Source organism: Mycobacterium sp. E735, assembly GCF_001666955.1.
Taxonomy (GTDB): domain Bacteria; phylum Actinomycetota; class Actinomycetes; order Mycobacteriales; family Mycobacteriaceae; genus Mycobacterium.
The window spans coordinates 29,260-47,293 of the sequence record NZ_LZIX01000243.1 but is presented as its reverse complement, the minus strand read 5'-3'; the positions used below and the strand labels follow the sequence as shown (position 1 = coordinate 47,293).

General features: G+C 69.7%; 21 protein-coding genes and 2 pseudogenes. 9 read left to right on the top strand and 14 right to left on the bottom strand.

What is annotated here, in order from left to right:
• A partial coding sequence (locus tag A5704_RS19960) for a sigma factor (protein WP_369828478.1) occupies positions 1 to 197 on the top strand: 197 nt, incomplete at its 5' end.
• Here A5704_RS19960 and A5704_RS19955 read toward each other — a convergent pair.
• The 3 genes and pseudogenes from A5704_RS19955 to A5704_RS19945 form a co-directional block, all read right to left on the bottom strand.
• Positions 167 to 400: pseudogene (locus tag A5704_RS19955) on the bottom strand (sigma factor); the annotation flags it as partial. The gene A5704_RS19960 and the pseudogene A5704_RS19955 overlap by 31 nt on opposite strands.
• Positions 401 to 570: 170 nt before the next feature.
• Positions 571 to 882 carry a DUF202 domain-containing protein gene (locus tag A5704_RS19950; protein ID WP_067785512.1) on the bottom strand — a complete coding sequence of 104 codons (312 nt, stop codon included), beginning with the start codon at positions 880 to 882 and terminating at the stop codon, positions 571 to 573.
• Positions 879 to 1,250 carry a YidH family protein gene (locus tag A5704_RS19945; protein ID WP_067890635.1) on the bottom strand — a complete coding sequence of 124 codons (372 nt, stop codon included), beginning with the start codon at positions 1,248 to 1,250 and terminating at the stop codon, positions 879 to 881. Before A5704_RS19945 ends, A5704_RS19950 begins: the two co-directional genes overlap by 4 nt.
• A gap of 6 nt (positions 1,251 to 1,256) precedes the next feature.
• Between A5704_RS19945 and A5704_RS19940 the strand changes: the two genes are divergently transcribed.
• Positions 1,257 to 1,967, top strand: coding sequence for a haloacid dehalogenase type II (locus A5704_RS19940; RefSeq protein WP_082954911.1), 711 nt, complete (start codon positions 1,257 to 1,259; stop codon positions 1,965 to 1,967).
• Here the strand turns inward: A5704_RS19940 and A5704_RS19935 are convergent, their stop codons facing one another.
• The 4 genes from A5704_RS19935 to A5704_RS19920 form a co-directional block, all read right to left on the bottom strand.
• The gene (locus A5704_RS19935) at positions 1,968 to 2,366 is read right to left on the bottom strand and encodes a hypothetical protein (RefSeq protein ID WP_231969186.1); all 399 of its coding nucleotides are present in this window, start codon (positions 2,364 to 2,366) and stop codon (positions 1,968 to 1,970) included.
• A gap of 51 nt (positions 2,367 to 2,417) precedes the next feature.
• Positions 2,418 to 2,957 carry an ester cyclase gene (locus tag A5704_RS19930; RefSeq protein ID WP_067890628.1) on the bottom strand — a complete coding sequence of 180 codons (540 nt, stop codon included), beginning with the start codon at positions 2,955 to 2,957 and terminating at the stop codon, positions 2,418 to 2,420.
• A 77-nt stretch (positions 2,958 to 3,034) separates the two neighbouring features.
• Positions 3,035 to 4,330 carry a cytochrome P450 gene (locus A5704_RS19925; RefSeq protein WP_067783984.1) on the bottom strand — a complete coding sequence of 432 codons (1,296 nt, stop codon included), beginning with the start codon at positions 4,328 to 4,330 and terminating at the stop codon, positions 3,035 to 3,037.
• 10 nt (positions 4,331 to 4,340) lie between these two features.
• Positions 4,341 to 4,673: an MmpS family transport accessory protein gene (locus A5704_RS19920; RefSeq protein WP_197499162.1), complete on the bottom strand. Its 333-nt coding sequence runs from the start codon at positions 4,671 to 4,673 to the stop codon at positions 4,341 to 4,343.
• Positions 4,674 to 4,780: 107 nt separating this feature from the next.
• Between A5704_RS19920 and A5704_RS19915 the strand changes: the two genes are divergently transcribed.
• Positions 4,781 to 5,866 (top strand): dihydrodipicolinate reductase, encoded by a 1,086-nt coding sequence (locus tag A5704_RS19915; protein WP_067749629.1) that lies wholly within the window; start codon positions 4,781 to 4,783, stop codon positions 5,864 to 5,866.
• A gap of 107 nt (positions 5,867 to 5,973) precedes the next feature.
• Positions 5,974 to 7,632 (top strand): Hsp70 family protein, encoded by a 1,659-nt coding sequence (locus A5704_RS19910; protein ID WP_067890625.1) that lies wholly within the window; start codon positions 5,974 to 5,976, stop codon positions 7,630 to 7,632.
• Positions 7,633 to 7,651: 19 nt separating this feature from the next.
• Here A5704_RS19910 and A5704_RS19905 read toward each other — a convergent pair whose 3' ends face one another.
• The 3 genes from A5704_RS19905 to A5704_RS19895 all read right to left on the bottom strand — a co-directional run bounded on the left by A5704_RS19905 (position 7,652) and on the right by A5704_RS19895 (position 10,179).
• Positions 7,652 to 8,038: a hypothetical protein gene (locus tag A5704_RS19905; protein WP_067749633.1), complete on the bottom strand. Its 387-nt coding sequence runs from the start codon at positions 8,036 to 8,038 to the stop codon at positions 7,652 to 7,654.
• A 70-nt stretch (positions 8,039 to 8,108) separates the two neighbouring features.
• Positions 8,109 to 9,206: an SAM-dependent methyltransferase gene (locus A5704_RS19900; RefSeq protein WP_067890622.1), complete on the bottom strand. Its 1,098-nt coding sequence runs from the start codon at positions 9,204 to 9,206 to the stop codon at positions 8,109 to 8,111.
• Between the two features lie 16 nt (positions 9,207 to 9,222).
• The gene (locus A5704_RS19895) at positions 9,223 to 10,179 is read right to left on the bottom strand and encodes an SDR family oxidoreductase (RefSeq protein ID WP_067890619.1); all 957 of its coding nucleotides are present in this window, start codon (positions 10,177 to 10,179) and stop codon (positions 9,223 to 9,225) included.
• Positions 10,180 to 10,252: 73 nt separating this feature from the next.
• Here A5704_RS19895 and A5704_RS19890 point away from each other — a divergent pair, with 73 nt between their 5' ends.
• Positions 10,253 to 10,972 carry an SHOCT domain-containing protein gene (locus A5704_RS19890; RefSeq protein ID WP_067890616.1) on the top strand — a complete coding sequence of 240 codons (720 nt, stop codon included), beginning with the start codon at positions 10,253 to 10,255 and terminating at the stop codon, positions 10,970 to 10,972.
• A 123-nt stretch (positions 10,973 to 11,095) separates the two neighbouring features.
• On the opposite strand, the gene A5704_RS19885 is transcribed toward A5704_RS19890, so the two are convergent.
• Together A5704_RS19885 and A5704_RS19880 are read right to left on the bottom strand one after the other, a co-directional pair.
• Complete coding sequence (locus tag A5704_RS19885; RefSeq protein ID WP_067890613.1) at positions 11,096 to 11,719, bottom strand: MBL fold metallo-hydrolase; 624 nt, start codon at positions 11,717 to 11,719, stop codon at positions 11,096 to 11,098.
• Positions 11,719 to 12,804: an S-(hydroxymethyl)mycothiol dehydrogenase gene (locus A5704_RS19880; RefSeq protein WP_067890610.1), complete on the bottom strand. Its 1,086-nt coding sequence runs from the start codon at positions 12,802 to 12,804 to the stop codon at positions 11,719 to 11,721. Before A5704_RS19880 ends, A5704_RS19885 begins: the two co-directional genes overlap by 1 nt.
• On the opposite strand from A5704_RS19880, the pseudogene A5704_RS29835 reads away from it, so the two are divergent.
• The 4 genes and pseudogenes from A5704_RS29835 to A5704_RS19865 all read left to right on the top strand — a co-directional run.
• Positions 12,795 to 12,914: pseudogene (locus tag A5704_RS29835) on the top strand (hypothetical protein); the annotation flags it as partial. The gene A5704_RS19880 and the pseudogene A5704_RS29835 overlap by 10 nt on opposite strands.
• On the top strand, positions 12,911 to 13,984 hold the full coding sequence (locus tag A5704_RS19875) for a class I SAM-dependent methyltransferase (RefSeq protein ID WP_067890607.1): 1,074 nt from the start codon (positions 12,911 to 12,913) through the stop codon (positions 13,982 to 13,984). The pseudogene A5704_RS29835 and the gene A5704_RS19875, both read left to right, overlap by 4 nt.
• Positions 13,984 to 14,802 carry a serine hydrolase gene (locus A5704_RS19870; protein ID WP_067890604.1) on the top strand — a complete coding sequence of 273 codons (819 nt, stop codon included), beginning with the start codon at positions 13,984 to 13,986 and terminating at the stop codon, positions 14,800 to 14,802. The genes A5704_RS19875 and A5704_RS19870 overlap by 1 nt, the downstream gene beginning before the upstream one ends.
• Before the next feature lie 141 nt (positions 14,803 to 14,943).
• Complete coding sequence (locus tag A5704_RS19865) at positions 14,944 to 15,456, top strand: DUF3145 domain-containing protein (protein WP_067749648.1); 513 nt, start codon at positions 14,944 to 14,946, stop codon at positions 15,454 to 15,456.
• Positions 15,457 to 15,520: 64 nt separating this feature from the next.
• On the opposite strand, the gene A5704_RS19860 is transcribed toward A5704_RS19865, so the two are convergent.
• Positions 15,521 to 16,438 (bottom strand): diacylglycerol kinase, encoded by a 918-nt coding sequence (locus A5704_RS19860; protein ID WP_067749650.1) that lies wholly within the window; start codon positions 16,436 to 16,438, stop codon positions 15,521 to 15,523.
• Positions 16,435 to 18,015, bottom strand: coding sequence for an FAD-binding oxidoreductase (locus tag A5704_RS19855; RefSeq protein ID WP_369807390.1), 1,581 nt, complete (start codon positions 18,013 to 18,015; stop codon positions 16,435 to 16,437). The genes A5704_RS19860 and A5704_RS19855 overlap by 4 nt, the downstream gene beginning before the upstream one ends.
• Positions 18,016 to 18,034 lie beyond the last annotated feature (19 nt).

The following is an 18,034-nucleotide window of genomic DNA, read 5'->3' as shown; positions in this document are numbered from 1 at the left end:
AGGAGACCACCCAGGAGGTCTACTGCGAGGTGTGGCGGACGGCGCCGGACTACGACTCCAGCAGGGGGTCGGCGCTGTCCTGGCTGCTGACCATCGCGCACCGGCGGGCCGTCGACCGGGTGCGGTCCGAGGAGGCTTCCGGCAGGCGGGATTCCCGCTACGCCGCCGCCAGCGCCGACCCCCTGCTGGAGTCGTAGTCCGGCGCCGTCCGCCACACCTCGCAGTAGACCTCCTGGGTGGTCTCCTCGCTGTAGCCGGAATCGCGCAGCACCCGCATGACCATGCCGTACACCCGACTTTTAGTGAGGTCGTAGACCGCGGCGAACGCGTCGCGGTCGCCGCGCGCGACCTGGTGCAGCAGCGCGTCCAGGTCCTTGCTGGGCGTGGGCGGTCCGGTCATCGATCGGTAGCCTAGCGCCCGGCGCGCCGCCGAAGGATCGAGTTTGTCGCCCTGCTGCGGCAACCCGATGCCGCAGCAGGGCGGCGGGGTGCCCGGACCTGTCCACGCTGGTGATTCGTAGCCGAAGATCGCGCGGATGACGTCGACCCCGTTGACGACGAAACACGCTGCTAGATCAGCTGGGCGACCGTCGTCACGGCGACGAGCAGCAAGACGGCGACCCCGACGATGTAGACCTGCCGCCGCGGTGTGACGCGCGGCGGAATGGGGCGCTGCTGCAGAACCCGCTGGCGCCGAACGGCGATCACGAACGTCGCCAACGCCACCGCGCCGGCGAGGCCGGCCGGGATGAAGGCGGCGGGCCCGACCGGGCCGTGCAGATTCCTGATCATCAGCAGGGCGCCGTTGCCCAGAAACGCGAACGAGGTCCGCGTCCAGGCCAGGATCGTCCGCTCCACCGGGCCACCCGGCGCGTCGGTCAATGCATCACCGCCTTGGCGATCACCAGTCCGAGCGCCACGATCGCGACCAGCGTGAGCCCGATCGCTAGGTAGGTCGGCGAGGGATGCCAGGGCAGCGGCCGCCCGTGGCGCATCGCGTCATCCGCCTGCCGCCAGCGCAGCAGGCCCATCCCGCTGGTGAGGATCGCGAGCACCGCGAGCCCCACCGCCAGCACCCGGCGGGCGCCCGGGACGGCGAGCTCGGGGACCAGCTGGACGAGCGCGACCGCCGCGGCGAGCAACCCCAGCGCGGTGCGCTGCCAGGCCAGGAAGGTCCGCTCGTTGGCGAAGGTGAACCGGTAGTCGGGCTCTAGCTCGTCGGCGCAGTCGGTGTCGGCCACGACGCACATCGTTGCATGATGAAGCCTGTGGTCAAGGCTCTGCTGTTCGACGTGCAAGGCACGGCGACGGACTTTCATTCGACCGTCTGCGACGAGGCGCGGCGGATCAGCGCCGGGCGGCACCCGGAAGCGGACTGGCCCGAGGTGGTAAGGCGTTGGCGCGCAGGCTACTTCACGACGCTGGAGGCGGCGCGGTCCCGTCAGAGCGGGTGGGTGTCGGTGCACTCGGTGTATCGGCGGTCGCTCGACGCCGTCCTGGACGAGCGCGGCATCGCGTTCACAGCGGCCGAAAGGGACGAGCTGACGCAGGCCTGGCGGCGGCTGAAACCCTGGCCGGACGTGGTGCCCGGGCTGACGCGCTTGAAAGCCGGGTACACGCTGGCCACCCTGTCCAACGCCGACGTGTCGGCCGTCGTCGAGATCTCCAAACGGGCGGGCCTGCCGTGGGATGCGGTGTTCGCCGCGGAGATGGCCGGGGTGTTCAAGCCCGACCCGGCCATCTATCGGATGGCCGCGACCTACCTCGGCCTCGAACCCGCCGAGATCATGATGGTGGCCAGCCACAAATACGATATCCGCGCCGCGGCCGCACTCGGATTCCGGACCGCCTTCGTCGCGCGCCCGATGGAGTTCGGGGCCGACGGCGAGGCCGACGTGGCCTATTCCGACGAGTTCGACGTCAACGCGTCCGACTTCTTGGACCTGGCGGCACAACTCGGCCGCTGATCAGCGGCGCGCCGACCCGGTCAGGGGTTGCCCGGTGGCGGACTGCAGCAGGCAGATGACCGTGCTGGGCGTGGGGTCCGCGCCGGTCCGGTCCTGGTTCGAGTCGATCAGAAACGTGATCGAGAACGGGCTGCCGTCGACGGATCGCCCGGTGTACGGGGCGAATCCGTCGTTGCAGTCCTTGTTGGCGACGATGGCGACGGCTTTGTCGACGGCCAAGGGGCCGCGCAGGTACACCTCGGCCAAATGTGGTGTGGCGCAGTCGACGGCGGTGACGGTCACCAGGCTCAGGTCGATCGGCGGAAGGTCGGCCACGCAGTCGCCGACCTGCAGTTCGATCCACTTCACGGTGTGCGAGGTGGTGGGGGCGGCCGCGGCGCCGGGGCAGGCGGCCAGCATCGCCGCGACGGTCAGGCCGCCCAACCCGTAAAGGCCACGCATGCAGAGAGTCTAGGCACCCGTGAGCGCCGGGTCGGGCTTTTCCGACGACATCGACAGGAAGCCGCGCGCGCAGCGCGCGGCCAGCAGCCAGTTCGCCAGCTTCTTCATGTCCAGCCCGCCGAGCAGCTGTTTGATCATGGTCAGCGTGTCGAAGTAAATACGTTCGCAGACAAGGGTTTCGGTGTCGTCGAAGACGAAGTAGGCGGTCATGCGGACCCGGAACCGGCTGCCGGTGGGCGGGACCTTGCCCAGGTAACCGCGATGGGTGCCCATCAACCAGAACTCGACGATCACCGCATCGGCGCTGTGGCGCAGCGCGATGATCTCGTGGTCCTGGTCGGGAAAGGCGGTGCGCGTGTAGGTGTAGTAGTCGCGCACCGCCCTGTCGCCGTCGTGCACGATCATCTGCGGGATCAGCTCGTAGCGCGGATGCGGGAACTTCGCCAACACGTCGTCCCAGTCCTGGCGAACCTCGTCGTGGAAATGGTCGAGCACGAGCTTCTCGCGGGCGGCCAGCACCTCGGGGGGAGGTAACTCGGGAATCGTCATGGCGAATAGGTTAGGCGGAATTTGATATCGCGGGCGCTATCAAGTTTTCCAGCGCGCACATGGTTCCGGACTGAGCGCTACCGGGGCGGGGTCCAGGCGACCGGCAGGGCCTTGATGCCGTGGATGAACTGCGACAGCAGCCGCGCAGGCTCGTCGGTCGCGACGATGTCGGGTATCTCGCGGCGCAATTCGTCGAAGACGACCCGGATCTCGCGGCGGGCGAGGTTGGCGCCCAGGCAGAAATGCGCCCCGCCGCCGCCGAATCCGAAATGCGGGTTGGGGGAGCGCGCCACGTCGAACTGCCAGGGATTGGCGAACTTCGACTCGTCGCGGTTGGCCGAGTTGTACCACAGCACGGCCTTATCTCCCTCGGCCAGCTTGGTGCCGCTCAGCTTGAAATCACGGGTCAGGGTCCGCCGCATGTAGACCACCGGCGAGGCCCACCGCACGATCTCCTCGACGGCGGTCGGCGCCAGCCGGTCGAAGTTGGCCCACCACTTGTCCCGTTCATCGGGGTAGCGGGACAGCGCCAGCACGCCGTGGCTGATCGCGTTGCGCGTCGTCTCGTTGCCGGCTACCACCAGCAGGATGAAGAACGACGCGATCTCCGCCGACGACAGCCGTTCACCGTCGACCTCGGCCTCGACCAGGCTGGTGGTCAGGTCGTCGTGGTGATTGACGCGGCGGTCCTCGGCGAGCGCGGTCGCGTACGCGCCGATGTCCATCGAGATCTTCAGGAACTCGTCGAAATCGGTCGTCAGGTCCGGGTCACCGAACCCGAGAATCACGTTGGTCCAGTGGAAGATTCGCTGATGGTCGTCCTCGGGGATGCCCATCATGTCGCAGATGATCTGCAGCGGCAGCGGCCCCGCGAGCTCGGTGACCAGATCGGCCTCGCCGTCGGGGTGGTTGGCGATCAGCGACGCGACCAGCCGGCGGGCGCGCTCGCGCACCGACGCCTCGATGCGCGCCACCACCTTCGGCGTGAACGCGCGGCTGACGATCGAGCGCAGCCTTTGGTGCCGAGGATCGTCGAGCACGATCATCGACCCGAAGTACTCGGCGATCTCCGGCGCGTTGTCGTTGACCGTGATGTTGGGGGTGCTGCTGAAGATCTCCGGGTGACGGCTGGCGAAGTGCACGTCGTCGTGGCGGCTGAGCGACCAATAACCCTCGCCCGCCACGAATCCCTCCATCTCGATCGCGGGCCAGAACGACAGCGGGGCCTCGCGACGCAACGTGGCGAACGCGCCGTCGCGGAAGTCGTCGTCCAGACCCCAGAAGTCGAGCGATTCCAGATGGATGTCGGAGAGCGGGACCTCCGGCGGAGGCGCCCCGTTGGTTCGCGTCGCGATACCCGTCTTCAGACTCACAGGACCTCCGTTAATGGGTGCATACGGTCCGGCCGCCGGCCGACTGCGCGTCGGCGACGACGTTGCCGTCGAGCAGGATCCGGCAGCGGATGGGGCCGACCCCCTGCGCGCTGACCACGAACACCTGGCCCCCGAAGGCGGTGAATTCCGTCGACCACGGCAGCGGCGCATTCACCTGGTGCAGCTGTCCGTTGTCGGTCTGGTACGAGATGTACTGCGCGACGCCGGTACCGGTCACCTCGTAACGGGCCTGGGGCATCTGGGGGAGGGCGTGCGCCACGCCCGGGGCCGCCGCGACGGCGACGGCGAACAGGATCGAGAGCCCGCGCACATGCTTGGTCATGATTTGCATCGTGTCACCACACGCGGTGCTAGGGAAGGTTTCCGGCCAAGGCGACGACCGGCCCGGTCTAGTGTGAGTCCCACGGGGGCTGGTACGGGAAGGTGAGTATGTCGGAACACGGTTCAAAACGTGTGGTGGTCTGGGGCACCGGCTTCGTCGGCAAGATGGTGATCGCCGAGATCGTCAAGCATCCGCTGTTCGAGTTGGTGGGTGTCGGCGTCAGCAATCCCGACAAGGTCGGCCGCGACGTCGGCGACATCTGCGGGCTGCCCGAGCCGGTGGGCATCAAGGCCACCGACGACGTCGACGCCCTGATCGCGCTGCAGCCCGACGCGCTGGTGCACTACGGCCCGACGGCGATGCACGCCAAGGACAACATCGCGCTGATCACCCGCTTCCTGCGGGCCGGCATCGACGTGTGCTCGACCGCGATGACCCCCTGGGTGTGGCCGACGATGCACCTCAACCCGCCGCAGTGGATCGCGCCCATCACCGAAGCCTGCGAGCTGGGGGAGTCGTCCTGCTTCACCACCGGCATCGACCCGGGGTTCGCCAACGACCTGTTCCCCATGACGCTGATGGGCCTGTGCTCGGAGGTGCGCCGGGTGCGCGCGTCCGAGCTGCTCGACTACACCAACTACGAGGGTGACTACGAGGTCGAGATGGGCATCGGCCGCGAACCCGAATACAGCCCGATGCTCGAAGACTCCAACATGTTGATCTTCGCGTGGGGCGCCACGGTCCCGATGATCGCTCATGCCGCGGGCATCATGCTCGATGAGATCACCACCACCTGGGACAAGTGGGTGACGCCCACCGAGCGGCACACCGTCAAGGGCGTCATCAAGGCCGGGCACGTCGCCGCCGTCCGGTTCACCATTAACGGAATCTACAAGGGCGACACCAGGATTCAGCTCGAGCACGTCAACCGCATCGGCCTGGACGCCGCCCCCGACTGGCCGTCCGGCCACGACAACGACGTCTACCGGGTGGACATCGAGGGCACGCCCAGCATCTTCCAGGAGACCGCGTTCCGGTTCACCGACGGCTCGGGCCGCGACGCGGCCACGGCCGGGTGCCTGGCGACCGGGATGCGCGCCCTCAACGCGGTGCCGGCCGTCAACGACCTGCGGCCGGGCTGGGTCACGCCGCTGGACCTCCCGCTGATCGCGGGGACCGGCAACATTCGCTGACGCGCCGCACAGCCGGCACCTAGGTTGCGCTGAGACGCGGTACAGGTTTCCGCGGCACAATGACGGCGAGCCGGTTTGCGAGTCGCTGAGGTTTGGGGTTGGGATACATGGCCGATGGAGCTGAGACCGCGCTGGGACTGTCGATCGGGGCCACCAACCTGGCGGCCGTCGCCCCCGGCCAGGCCATCACCCGCAAGCCCGTCCTGACGCTGTACCCCGAGCGCGCCCCCGAGGTCGGCATCCCCGCCGAGAACCCGCGGCTCAACCAGCCCGGCCTGGTGCTGACCGGATTCGTCAACCGGGTCTCCGACCCCCGCGGCATCGTGGCGCCCGACGGCTCGGTGCACCGCGGCGAGCAACTGATCGCCGACGCCATGCGCGCGCTCGCCTACGCCGTCACCGGCGGGCGGCCCCTGCCCGAGAGCGTCGCCGTGACCTACCCCGCCCACTGGCCGTCCGCGGCGGTGGACGCGGTGGGCACGGCGCTGAGCTCGGTGGCCGAATGGTCCAACCGGGCCCGGCCCCTGCTGCTGATTCCCGACGCCGCCGCCACGCTCGTCGCCGCGCGCAACAACGCCGGCATCCCGGGCCGCGGCACGGTGGCGGTGTGCGACTTCGGCGGCACCGGCACCAGCGTCACCTTCCTGCGCGCCGACGGCGACTACCAGGCGCTGGCCCCGACCCTGCGGCTGCACGACTTCTCCGGCGACCTGATCGATCAGGCGCTGCTGAGCGCCGTCGTCGCCAACATGCCGAGCACCGCGTCCTTCGACCCGGCCGGCACCGTGGCGATCGGCTCGCTGAGCCGGCTGCGGACCGCGTGCCGAAACGCCAAGGAAGAGCTGTCGTTCAACACGGTCACCACGGTGGCCGACGGGCTGACCGGCGAAATCCGGGTCACCCGCGAGGAGCTCGACGACGCGATCCGCACCCCGCTGGACAGGTTCGTGGCCGTGTTGGAAAACGCGTTGGCGCGCAACGGAATTGAAGATCTGGTCGCGGTGGCCTCCGCCGGCGGCGGGGCGCACATCCCGTCGATCACCACCACGCTGTCGCAGTACTTCCGCGTCCCGGTCATCACCACGGCGCGCCCGGAACTGACGGCCGCCACCGGGGCCGCGCTGCGGGCGGCGCACGGGCCCGGGGAGGCGTTCGCGGCGGCGGCGACGGGGGCCGCCCCGGCCGCGCCCGTCACGGCGACGGCGCAGGCGGCTCCGGTGGGGTCTGAGAGGCCGACGGGGGCCGCGCCCGCCATTGACATCGACGAGCCGCGCGAGCGGCCGATCGCCAAGCGCAAGAACCGCCTGTTTCGGCTGCCGGTGCTGGCCGCGATCGTCGGCGGGGCGGCCGCGGTTGCGCTCGTGGGGACCGCGGTCACGATCGGCCTGACCTCCTCGAACGACTCGGCGAACACGCCGGCTCCGGGCGTGACCAGCAGTCGGGCGCCCGCTCCGCCGCCCAATACCGCGACGGCGCAGCCGCCGCCCCCGACGCAAGAGGCTCCGCCGCCGTCGAGCACGGACACCAACCCGCCGGCCAACACCGAGACGCCGTCCAGCAGCGTCCCGTCAGCCAAACCGCAGCAGGCGCCCCCACTCGCGGCCGGGCCCGCCCGTCCGGTGGCCCCGCGGATCCCCGAGGTGCCGCCCATCCCGCCGGTGCCGGGTCTCAACGAACCCATCCCGGGGCTGGACCGCGTCAATCAGATCGTGCAGGGGATCGCGGGCGACTTGGGCATCAGCGGCATCCCTCAATTCGGCCCGTAGCGCGGAACGGGCCGACGGGTCAACCCTTTTCGCCCTTGTTCTCGGCGGCCGCGGCCTCTTTGAGCTTCTCGTTGAGCTCCTTGTCTTTCTCGATCTGTTCCTTCAACGCCTGCTCGTCGCGCTCGTCGTCGGAATTTTCGGCCTTCGAGTCGGTACCCTCGGGAACCTCGTGCTTGGGATTGCCGTCCTCGTCCAGCCAGTCGTTGACGGCGGTGCCGGAAACGCTCCCGCCGGTGCCGGGGAGCACGATGGTCGGCTTCTCCTTATAGGCCTCCATCATCTCGGCGGCCTTCGCTTTATCGTCCTCGTCAGGCTCGGGCTTTTCCGTCAGCTTCTGATCGGTGTCCTCGTCAGCCGACTTGAGATCGGCGTCCTGGTCAGCCGACTTGTCGTCCTGCACGCTCATGCAATAACCCCCTCGCAATCGCAGGTCGCGATTGTCGGGGGTTACCCGTTGCCGGGATGTGTCGAAACTCTCACGCGCCGGATCGTTCGCGTTTGACCAGCTCGACCAAGGCCAGGGGGATTCGCATCGGCTCGGGTGCGCTTGCCAGCCGAACCGCGACCGCGCGCTCGAGCTGATCGACGAACTCGCGGGCCCGCGCGTCGTCGACCCCGCCGTCCAGCCCGCGCACCAGGGCGGGAAACAGCGCCGCGCGGGCGAAGGCAGCCCACTGCGCGCCGAAGGCCTCGGCGTCGCGGTCGGCTTGAAAGCGGGCCCAGAATCGGTCCTCGGCGTTGAACATCTCCAGCTGGTCGATCGTCAGGCCCTCGAAGCGCCCACTGGGCGCGAACGGGGCGCGGAAGTCCTTCTCGCCGCGGGCGAAGGTGGGAATGGTCATCCGCCGCGCCTCGTCCTCGCGCACCAGGCCGTCGCGCACGCGCTCCCGCAGCCCCTCGAGCATCGCGTCGATCAGCGTCGGGAACCCCGTCGTGCCGTCTTCGTCGAGCGCGATCGTCATCACCACCAGCCGACCCTCGGGGGCCAGCTCGCGGCCCCGGAACGCGACGAAGTTGTGCCAGTCCAGCGCCGCGCGCTCGGCGTACGCCGCGCGCGCCGCGGCGTCGCTGCTGTAGGCGACGTGCACGTGATCGTGCACCTCCCCGGGCATCGCGCTCAGCCACTGCGTCGCCCACGACGACCAGCCGAGGTTGACCGTCTTGGACGGCACGATCTGGTCGTAGAACGAACGGCCGATCGACGACGCGAACGTCGCGTTGTCGAGCTGCAGGTAGCTCTCCGGGTCGTCTTCCAGGGTGTGGAAGAGCGCCGAGAAGTCGTTGTCCGGTATGTCGGTGTGCGCCACCAGGATTGCGTGGTCGTGACGGGTACGGCGGCGCAGCACCGCGATGGCGGCCGCGAGGGGCTTCAGCGAATTGTGGCCGTTGGCGGCGCCGTAGTCGGCGATGACGATGGGCTGCGGCGGCTTGGGCAGCGCCACCTGCTCGGCGGCGCGCTCGAACATCGCGATGGCCGGCGCCAGCCCGGCGGCCTGCAGCCGCGACGACTGGGTGTAAACGGGCTCGGGCCGAACCACAATGCTCGATTCGGGCATCCTTGGCTCAGGCCGCATGTCCCAACGATAGTCGTCAGTCCGGCTTCGGGTAGCTGACGCCGGTGAGCCGCTCGGAAAGCTCCCAAAGTCGTTGGCAGTCAGCCTCGTTGCGGGCCGGCGCCGGGACCTTGGCCGGCCGGACGCCGCCGCCGGCCAGCTCCTGAAACCCGCGGGGCCCGTAGAACGCGCCGCCCTCGGCGTGCGGGGCGGCCGCCGCGTAGAGCGCAGGCAGGATTCCCTCGTCGATCTCCTGCCACAGGAACGGCGTGAAGCGCCAGGACGCCTTGTACAGCCGCTCCATCAGCGCGGGCTTCTCCCGGCCGTGCGAGGGCCCGGCGATCTGCAGGTTGGTCTTGGTCAGGCCCGGGTGCGCGGCGTTGGACACGATGCCCCAACCGCCCGCGCGGCTGCGCCGGTCCAGCTCGAGGGCGAACATCAGCACCGCGAGCTTCGACTGGCCGTACGCCGACATCGCCGCGTAGGACTTCTCGAAATTCGGGTCGTCGAAGTGGATCTTGCCGCTTTGGCGGGCCGCCAGGCTGCTCAGCGAGACGACGCGCGCCTTGCCGGCGGCGCGCAGCAGCGGCAGCACGTGCCCGGTCAGCGCGAAGTGCCCGAGATGGTTGCTGCCGAACTGCAATTCGAAGCCGTCGGCGGTGGTGTCGCGTTCCGGCGGCGTCATGACGCCGGCGTTGTTGATCAGGATGTCGATCGGGCGGCCCTCGGCGTTGAGTTGATCACCCAGCGCGGCGACGGAGGCCAGCGACGACAGGTCCAGCGCGGCGATGGTCAGCTTCGCGTCCGGCACCGTCTTGCGGATTTGCTCGATCGCCCCCTCGCCCTTGGCGCGGTTGCGGATCGCCATCACGACGTCGGCGCCGGCGGCCGCGAGCCGGCGGGCCAGACCGAAGCCCAGGCCGCTGTTGGCACCCGTGACGATAGCCAGCTTGCCGGACAAGTCGGGGACCGTGGCGACGAGATCGTTGGCCATGCGTATCACTCCTTACCGGTTTCACCCGGCTCCCAGTGTGCGCCGTCTGCCGTCGCGGTGACACACTGCCTGGATGAGCAGCCGACGGCTCGCGAAGATTTCGCTGGCCGCTGCCATCGTCGTGATGGTCGTATCGGTGGGCGGCTTCATCGCCGCCCTGGTGCTCAACGCCTTCTTTCTGGACAAATACAACGCCTACGGCGAGGTGCCCGTCCCCGGGTCGGGCAGCCTCTACCTGCCCGCCGGTGATGTCACCATCAGCCTGCACACCGTCGTCATCAGCGGCCCCGACCGCGGGCTGCCGGTGCCGCCGCTGGGCGTCACGATCGCGCCGCCCGACGGGGTGGCGCAGCCCGTCGTGACCGAGAGCATCGGGTCGACGACGACGGTCAACAACGATGCGCACGTGCGGGTGTGGGTCGCCCGCGTCGCGTCGAGCGGCACCTACAACATCACGACCGACGGACAGGTCAACGGGTACATCGACCCGCGACTGGCCTTCGGCCACAAGAGTTCCTACGGCTTTGCGGTGTGGCTGTTCGTCGCCACGTTCGTGGTGGGCCTGGCCGGATCGGTGTTGTCGGGCCGCTGGCTGAGCCGCACCCGCCGCCGGGCGGTGGTGGCGGCGAATCCCTACTACGGGGCGCCGGTCGTGACCGCCGCGCCCGTCGAGCCGACCGACGAGGGGGTGCGCCTGGAGCGGCTCAAAACCATTGCGGCGCTGCGTGACTCGGGGGCGCTGACCCAGGAGGAGTTCGAGGCCGAGAAGCGGCGGATCCTCGAGGGGCAATAGCCCGCCTGTCCGCGACCATTAGGCGACTTTCGGATTTGATATCGCCGGTGATATCAAATCCGGGGACCGCATGGTGGTCGGGAAACCGCTGCGCGCGTGACGGATGCGCGGGCTGCGCCGTCATCAGTGGCCCCGGGCCACCCACTCCTCGTAGTGCACGATCTCGTCGCCGATCGTGGTGTCATCGCCGTGACCGGTGTGCACCAGCGTCTCGCCGGGCAACTTGCCCAACCGCTCGGAGATCGACTGCAAGATCGTCGGGAAATCCGAATAGGAGCGGCCGGTCGCACCCGGGCCGCCGGAGAACAGGGTGTCGCCGCTGAACACCACGCCCAGGTCGTGCGAATACCAGCACACCGATCCGGGCGAGTGGCCCGGGGTGTGCAACGCGCGCAGCTCGGTCCCGCCGATCTTGACCGTCTCGCCGTCGGACACGGAGCGGAACTCCTTGTCGGGGTGCGTCATTCGCCACAGGACCTCGTCGGCCGGGTGCAGCAGCACCGGCGCGTCGAGCGCCTCGCTCAGTTCCGGCGCGACCGTCACGTGGTCGTTGTGGCCGTGCGTGCACACCACCGCGACCACGTGCCGGCCGTCCACGGCCTCGATGATCGGCTCGGCCGTGTGCGCGGCGTCGAACACCACGACGTTGGAGTTGTCACCGATCAGCCAGATGTTGTTGTCGACTTCCCAACTGCCGCCGTCCAGTTCGAACGTGCCGTGGGTGACCACCTTCTGGATCTCGACCATTAGAGCACCACCACCGAACGCAACACCTTGCCCCCGTGCATCTTGTGGAAGGCTTCCTCGACGTCGCCGAGGCCGATGCGCTCGGAGACGAACTGCTCCAGCGGGAGCCGGCCCTGCAAATACAGATCGATCAGCGTCGGGAAGTCGCGTTCGGGTAGGCAATCGCCGTACCACGACGACTTCAGCGACCCGCCGTGGCTGAAGAAGTCGATCAGCGGCATCTCCAGCTTCATGTCGGGCGTCGGAACCCCCACCAGCACAACGGTGCCCGCGAGGTCGCGGGCGTAGAAGGCCTGCTTCCAGGTCTCGGGCCGGCCGACCGCGTCGATCGCCACGTTCACCCCGAACCCGTCGGTGAGGTCCTGGATCGCCTCGACGACGTCGGCCTGGCGGGCGTTGACGGTGTGGGTGGCGCCGAATTTACGGGCCCACTCCAGCTTGGTGTCGTCGGTGTCGACCGCGATGATCCGCCGGGCCCCGACCAGCGCGGCGCCGGCGATCGCGGCGTCCCCGACCCCGCCGCAGCCGATCACCGCGACCGTGTCGTCGCGGGTGACGCCGCCGGTGTTGATCGCCGCGCCGATGCCGGCCATCACCCCGCAGCCGAGCAGGCCCGCGACGGCCGGGTCGGCGGCGGGATCGACCTTGGTGCACTGCCCGGCGTGCACCAGCGTCTTGTCGGCGAACGCCCCGATGCCCAGCGCGGGCGTCAGTTCCGTGCCGTCGGTCAGCGTCATCTTCTGCGCGGCGTTGAACGTGTCGAAACACAGGTGAGGGCGGCCGCGTTTGCAGGCCCGGCACTGGCCGCAGACGGCCCGCCAGTTCAGGATCACGAAGTCGCCCGGCTCGACCGCCGTCACGCCCGGCCCGACGGCCTCGACCCGGCCGGCGGCCTCGTGGCCGAGCAGGAACGGGTACTCGTCGTTGATGCCGCCCTCGCGGTAGGTCAGGTCGGTATGGCACACCCCGCAGGCGATGACGTCCACCAGGGCCTCACCGGGCCCCGGGTCGGGGACGACGATGTCGACCAGCTCGACGGGCTCGCCCTTCTTTCGTGAAATCACGCCGCGCACTGTCTGACTCATGGCCACCAAACTACGGTGTACCGTCGCTGACCATGCGCGCCGGGGACGATGCAGTGGGACCCCCACCCGCTTGCGGGGGACGAAACGATGAAGAGGAGCGGCGCAGATGAACGCAGCACCCGAGACCGCCTCGGAAACCACCGACGAATTCACCGAACGAATCGCCGCGGCCATCGACGGCGCCAGCCTGACCCTGCTGCTGAGCATCGGGCACCAGACCGGTCTGCTCGACACGATGTCCGGGCTCGCGCCGGCCACCAGCGCCGAGATCGCCGAGGCGGCCGGCCTCAACGAGCGCTACGTGCGCGAGTGGCTGGCCGGCATGACGACCGCGCACGTCGTCGACTATGACGCCGAGACCGCCACCTACTCGCTGCCCGCGCACCGTGCCGGCGTGCTGACCCGGGCGGCCGGGCCGGACAACCTCGCCCTGGTGACCCTGTTCGTCCCGCTGCTCGCCGAGGTCGAACAGAAGATCATCGGCTGCTTCCGCGACGGCGGTGGACTGCACTACAGCGAGTTCCCCCGCTTCCACGCGCTGATGGCCGAGCAGAGCGGGGTGGTGTACGACACCGCCCTGGTCGACGTGGTGCTGCCGTTGGTGGACGGCCTCGTCGAACGCCTGCGGGACGGGGCCGACGTCGCGGACTTCGGCTGCGGCAGCGGCCACGCGATCAACGTGATGGCGCGTGCGTTCCCCGCCAGCCGCTTCACCGGCATCGACTTCTCCGACGAGGCGATCGCCGTCGGCGCCCGCGAGGCGGCCGACCTCGGGCTGGCGAACGCGACCTTCGAGAGCCACAACCTGGCCGAGTTGGACAAGGTCGAGGCCTACGACGTCATCACCGTGTTCGACGCCATCCACGACCAGGCCCAGCCCGCGCAGGTGCTGGAGAACATCTACCGCGCCCTGCGGCCCGGCGGCGTGCTGCTGATGGCCGACATCAAGGCGTCGAGCCGCCTCGAGGACAACGTCGGCGTTCCGATGAGCACCTACCTGTACACCACGTCGCTGATGCACTGCATGACGGTGTCGTTGGCGCTGGACGGCGCCGGGCTGGGCACGGCGTGGGGGACGCAGCTGGCCACCGCGATGCTGGCCGACGCCGGATTCGGCGACGTGCGGGTCGCCGAGATCGAGTCCGACCCGATCAACAACTACTACATCGCCCGAAAGTGATGGCGGCCCTCGACGCTCTGCAGGATTGGCCAGTCGAGGCCGCCGCCGCGGCGGTGATCGGACCCGACGGCGTGCTGGCCGGTCACGGCGACACCGAGCGGGTGTTCGTGCTGGCTTCGGTGACCAAGCCGCTGGTGGCCCGCGCGGTGCAGGTCGCCGTCGAAGAGGGCGTCATCGAACTGGACACCGCGGCCGGCCCGCCCGGGGCCACCGTGCGCCATCTGCTGGCGCACGCGTCGGGGCTGGCGTTGCAGAACGACCACGTGCTCGCCGCCCCCGGCGCGCGGCGCATCTACTCCAACCACGGCTTCACCGTGCTGGCCGAGACCGTGGAGCGCGAATCGGGCATCGAATTCGGCCGCTACCTAACCGAGGCGGTGTTCCAGCCGCTCGGGATGGCTTCCACCCGGCTGGACGGCGGCGCGGCGGCGGCGGGGTTCGGGGCGGTGTCCACGGTGGTTGACCTGGCGAAATTCGCCGGCGACCTGCTGCGGCCGGTGACTGTCTCCGCCGAGCTGCACGCCGAGGCGACGACGGTGCAGTTTCCCGGCCTGGACGGCGTGCTGCCCGGCTACGGCGTCCAGCGGCCCAACGACTGGGGGCTGGGCTTCGAGATTCGGGACGCCAAATCGCCGCACTGGACCGGCGCGCACAACTCGCCGCGCACCTACGGCCATTTCGGCCAGGCGGGTGGGTTCATCTGGGCAGATCCCGAACGGGAGCTGGCGCTGGTGGCCCTGACCAACCGCGATTTCGGGGAGTGGGCGCTGCAGCCGTGGCCGGCGTTCTCGGACGCCGTGGTCGCGGAATACGGCTGAGAAAAAATGCACACTAGCGCAACACGGGTATCACAAGGCACAATAGACACGCACGACACACAAAATAGTTAGACATCCTGCTTGCCAGGTCCCGCCAGGTCGTTGGGGAAGACGTCCCTCGCGGAACCGAAGGAGCAGGAAATGCGTGCGTCGAATCAATTCGCCGACGTGACGACTGGCGTGGTGTACGTGCACGCCTCGCCCGCGGCGGTGTGCCCGCATGTCGAGTGGGCGTTGTCGTCGACCCTTGGGGCGAAGGCGAACCTCACGTGGACCCCGCAGCCGGCCATGCCCGGACAGCTGCGGGCGGTCACCAACTGGGTCGGGCCGGTGGGCACCGGCGCCCGGCTGGCCAACGCCCTGCGGTCGTGGTCGGTGCTGCGGTTCGAGGTCACCGAGGACCCCAGCCCCGGAGTCGACGGCCAGCGGTTCAGCCACACCCCGCAGCTCGGCCTGTGGAGCGGGGCGATGAGCGCCAACGGCGACGTCATGGTCGGGGAGATGCGACTGCGGGCGCTGATGTCGCAGGGCGCCGACACCCTGGCCGCCGAGCTGGACACCGTGCTAGGAACGGCGTGGGACGACGCCCTGGAGGCCTACCGCGACGGCGGCGAGGTCGGCGAGGTGACCTGGCTCAGCCGCGGCGTCGGCTAGGTCTCCGCGGGAATGTGCGACGTCCGGATTTGATATCGCGGGCGATATCAAATCCGGTGGCCCGCTATTGGTCCCCGGCCCGGCGCAGGATCCGCAGCGCCCCCGCAACCGCGCTGATCTCCGCGGGCAGCGCGCAGGCGAAGTCGCCGTCGGCGTAGACGTTGATGCCGGGGCACTCGACGTGAATGGATCGGGCCCGCGTCGTGCTCACCTCGGCGAGGTCGATGTGGGTGCCCTTCATGACGGTGGGGAACAGGCGGACCAGCTTGGTGCGCGACGCCTCGTGCACCATCGTGATGTCGAGCAGGCCGTCGGTGGGGTCGGCGTGCGGGCAGATCAGCATGCCCCCGCCGTAGCTGCGGGTGTTGCCGAAGGCCGCCAGCGTGATGTCGGCGTCGATCTCGCGCGTCCCGTCGAGCACCATGCGGAAGGGCAGGAGCCGCAGCTGCGATAGCTCGGCGAGCATCGCGACGTAGTACCGCAACCGCCCGTGCGGCCAGCGCATCCGGTTGGCCCGGTCGGTCACCAGCGAGTCGAATCCGGTGGCCGCCACGGTGCCGAACCACTTCGTGGCCCCGTCGCTGTTGCGGATGCGGCCCAGATCGATCGTCTGGGTGAAACCTTCGACGATGATGTCCGCCGCGGCCTCGGGATCCTTGGTGGGAAGCCCGAATTCGCGGGCGTGGTCGTTGCCGGTCCCGGCCGCCACGATGCCGATCGGCACGTCGGTGCCCGCGAGCACCTGCAGCGCGTTGGAGACGACGCCGTCCCCGCCGGTCACCATTACCGCGTCGGCGCCCTTTTCCAGCGCGGCGCCCACCAGGTACCGCGCGTCTTGCGCGTCGTCGCCGATGATCTCGACGACCTCGACCCCGCGGTGGTGCAGCCGCGCGATCGCGAGCTGCGCCGCCCGGATCGCGGCGCCATGCCCCGAGACGGGATTGGTCAGCGCGATCACCTTCGCGATCTCGCGCCGGGTCATGGAATCAGCTTGCCCGGGTTGAGGATTCCGGCCGGGTCCAGGGTGGCCTTCACCGCGCGCAGCACCTGCACGCCCAGCTCGCCCACCTCGTCGCCCATCCAGGGGCGGTGGTCGGCGCCGACCGCATGGTGGTGGGTGATGGTCCCGCCGGTGGCCATGATCGCGTCGCACGCGGCCTTCTTGGCGGCCCACCATTGTTCGATCGGGTTGCCGCGCTGCCCGGCGACGACGGTGAAGTACAGCGACGCCCCGGTCGGGTAGACGTGCGAGATGTGGCACATCACCAACGCGGGCGTGCCGCTCGCGGCCAGAGCGTCCGTAAGCGCTTGCGTCACAGCGGCTTTGAGGGCCGCAACATTGGACCAGTCGGTGGCCGTCTCGAGCGTCTCGCACAGCGCGCCCGCCGACAGCAGCGAATCGCGCAGGTACGGCGCGCCGAAGCGCCCGTGCTCCCACGCCCGCGCCGGCGCTTCGCCCAGCGAGGTTCCGCCCTGCGCCGCCAGCAGGGCGCTGGTTTCGGCGTGCCGGCTTTCGACGTGTTCCTCGGTGCCTTCGAACACGGTGATGCCCAGGCAACCGCCGGTGATCTGGCTTTCCCCGATGGACTCGGTGGTGGCCAGGTTGACCCCGGTCTCGGCCTCGTCGGAAAGCCGGATGACCGTGGGGCCGGTCGCGGTTTGGGTGACGGCGCGCAGGGCTGCGGCGCCGGTCTCGAAGTCGGGGAAGGACCACGCCTCGTAGCGGACGGCCGCCGGGACCCGGTGCACGCGCAGCCGCACCCGGGTGATGACGCCGAAGACGCCCTCGGACCCGATCATCAGCTGGCGCAGGTCGGGGCCGGCCGCGGACTCGGGCGCGCGGCCCAGGTCCAGGGTGCCCACCGGCGTGACCACCCGCAGGCCGCGCACCATGTCGTTGAAGCGGCCGTAGCCCGCCGAGTCCTGCCCGGACGAGCGCGTGGCGGCGAAGCCGCCGATCGTCGCGTATTCGAAGCTCTGCGGGAAATGCCCGAGCGAAAAACCTTGGGCGCCAAGCATGCGTTCGGCATCCGGCCCGGTGACGCCGGCCCCGAACACGGCCTGGCCGGACACCTCGTCGAGGGAGAACAGTTGGTCGAGGCGGCGCAGGTCGAGCGACACCACGGCGGGGAACTCGCCGCGAATGGGATCCAGGCCGCCGACCACACTGGTGCCGCCGCCGAACGGAACCACGGCGATGTGGTGGTGGGAGCAGTAGCGCAGGATCGTGGCGACGGCGTCCTCGTCACCGGGCAGCAAGACCGCGTCGGGCGCGTCCTGCACGCCGGCGTCCTTGCGGCGCAGCAGATCGAGCGTGGACTTGCCGCCGGCGTGCAGCAGCCGGTCCCGGTCGTCGGTGCGGCAGTACTCGGCGCCGACGAGCTCGGCCAGCGCGTCGCGATGGGCCTGCGAGAGCGCCGACGGGCGCAGGCGCACCTGATCGGGTTGCAGCTCGGCGGCGCCGGAATCCTGCACGCCGACGGCCTGTTCCAGCAGCGTCCGGATGCCCTCGGAGAGCGGCTTGGCCGCGGCCGGATCCCCCCACGCGTTCCATTTCATCGGGGGGAGCAGGCCCTCG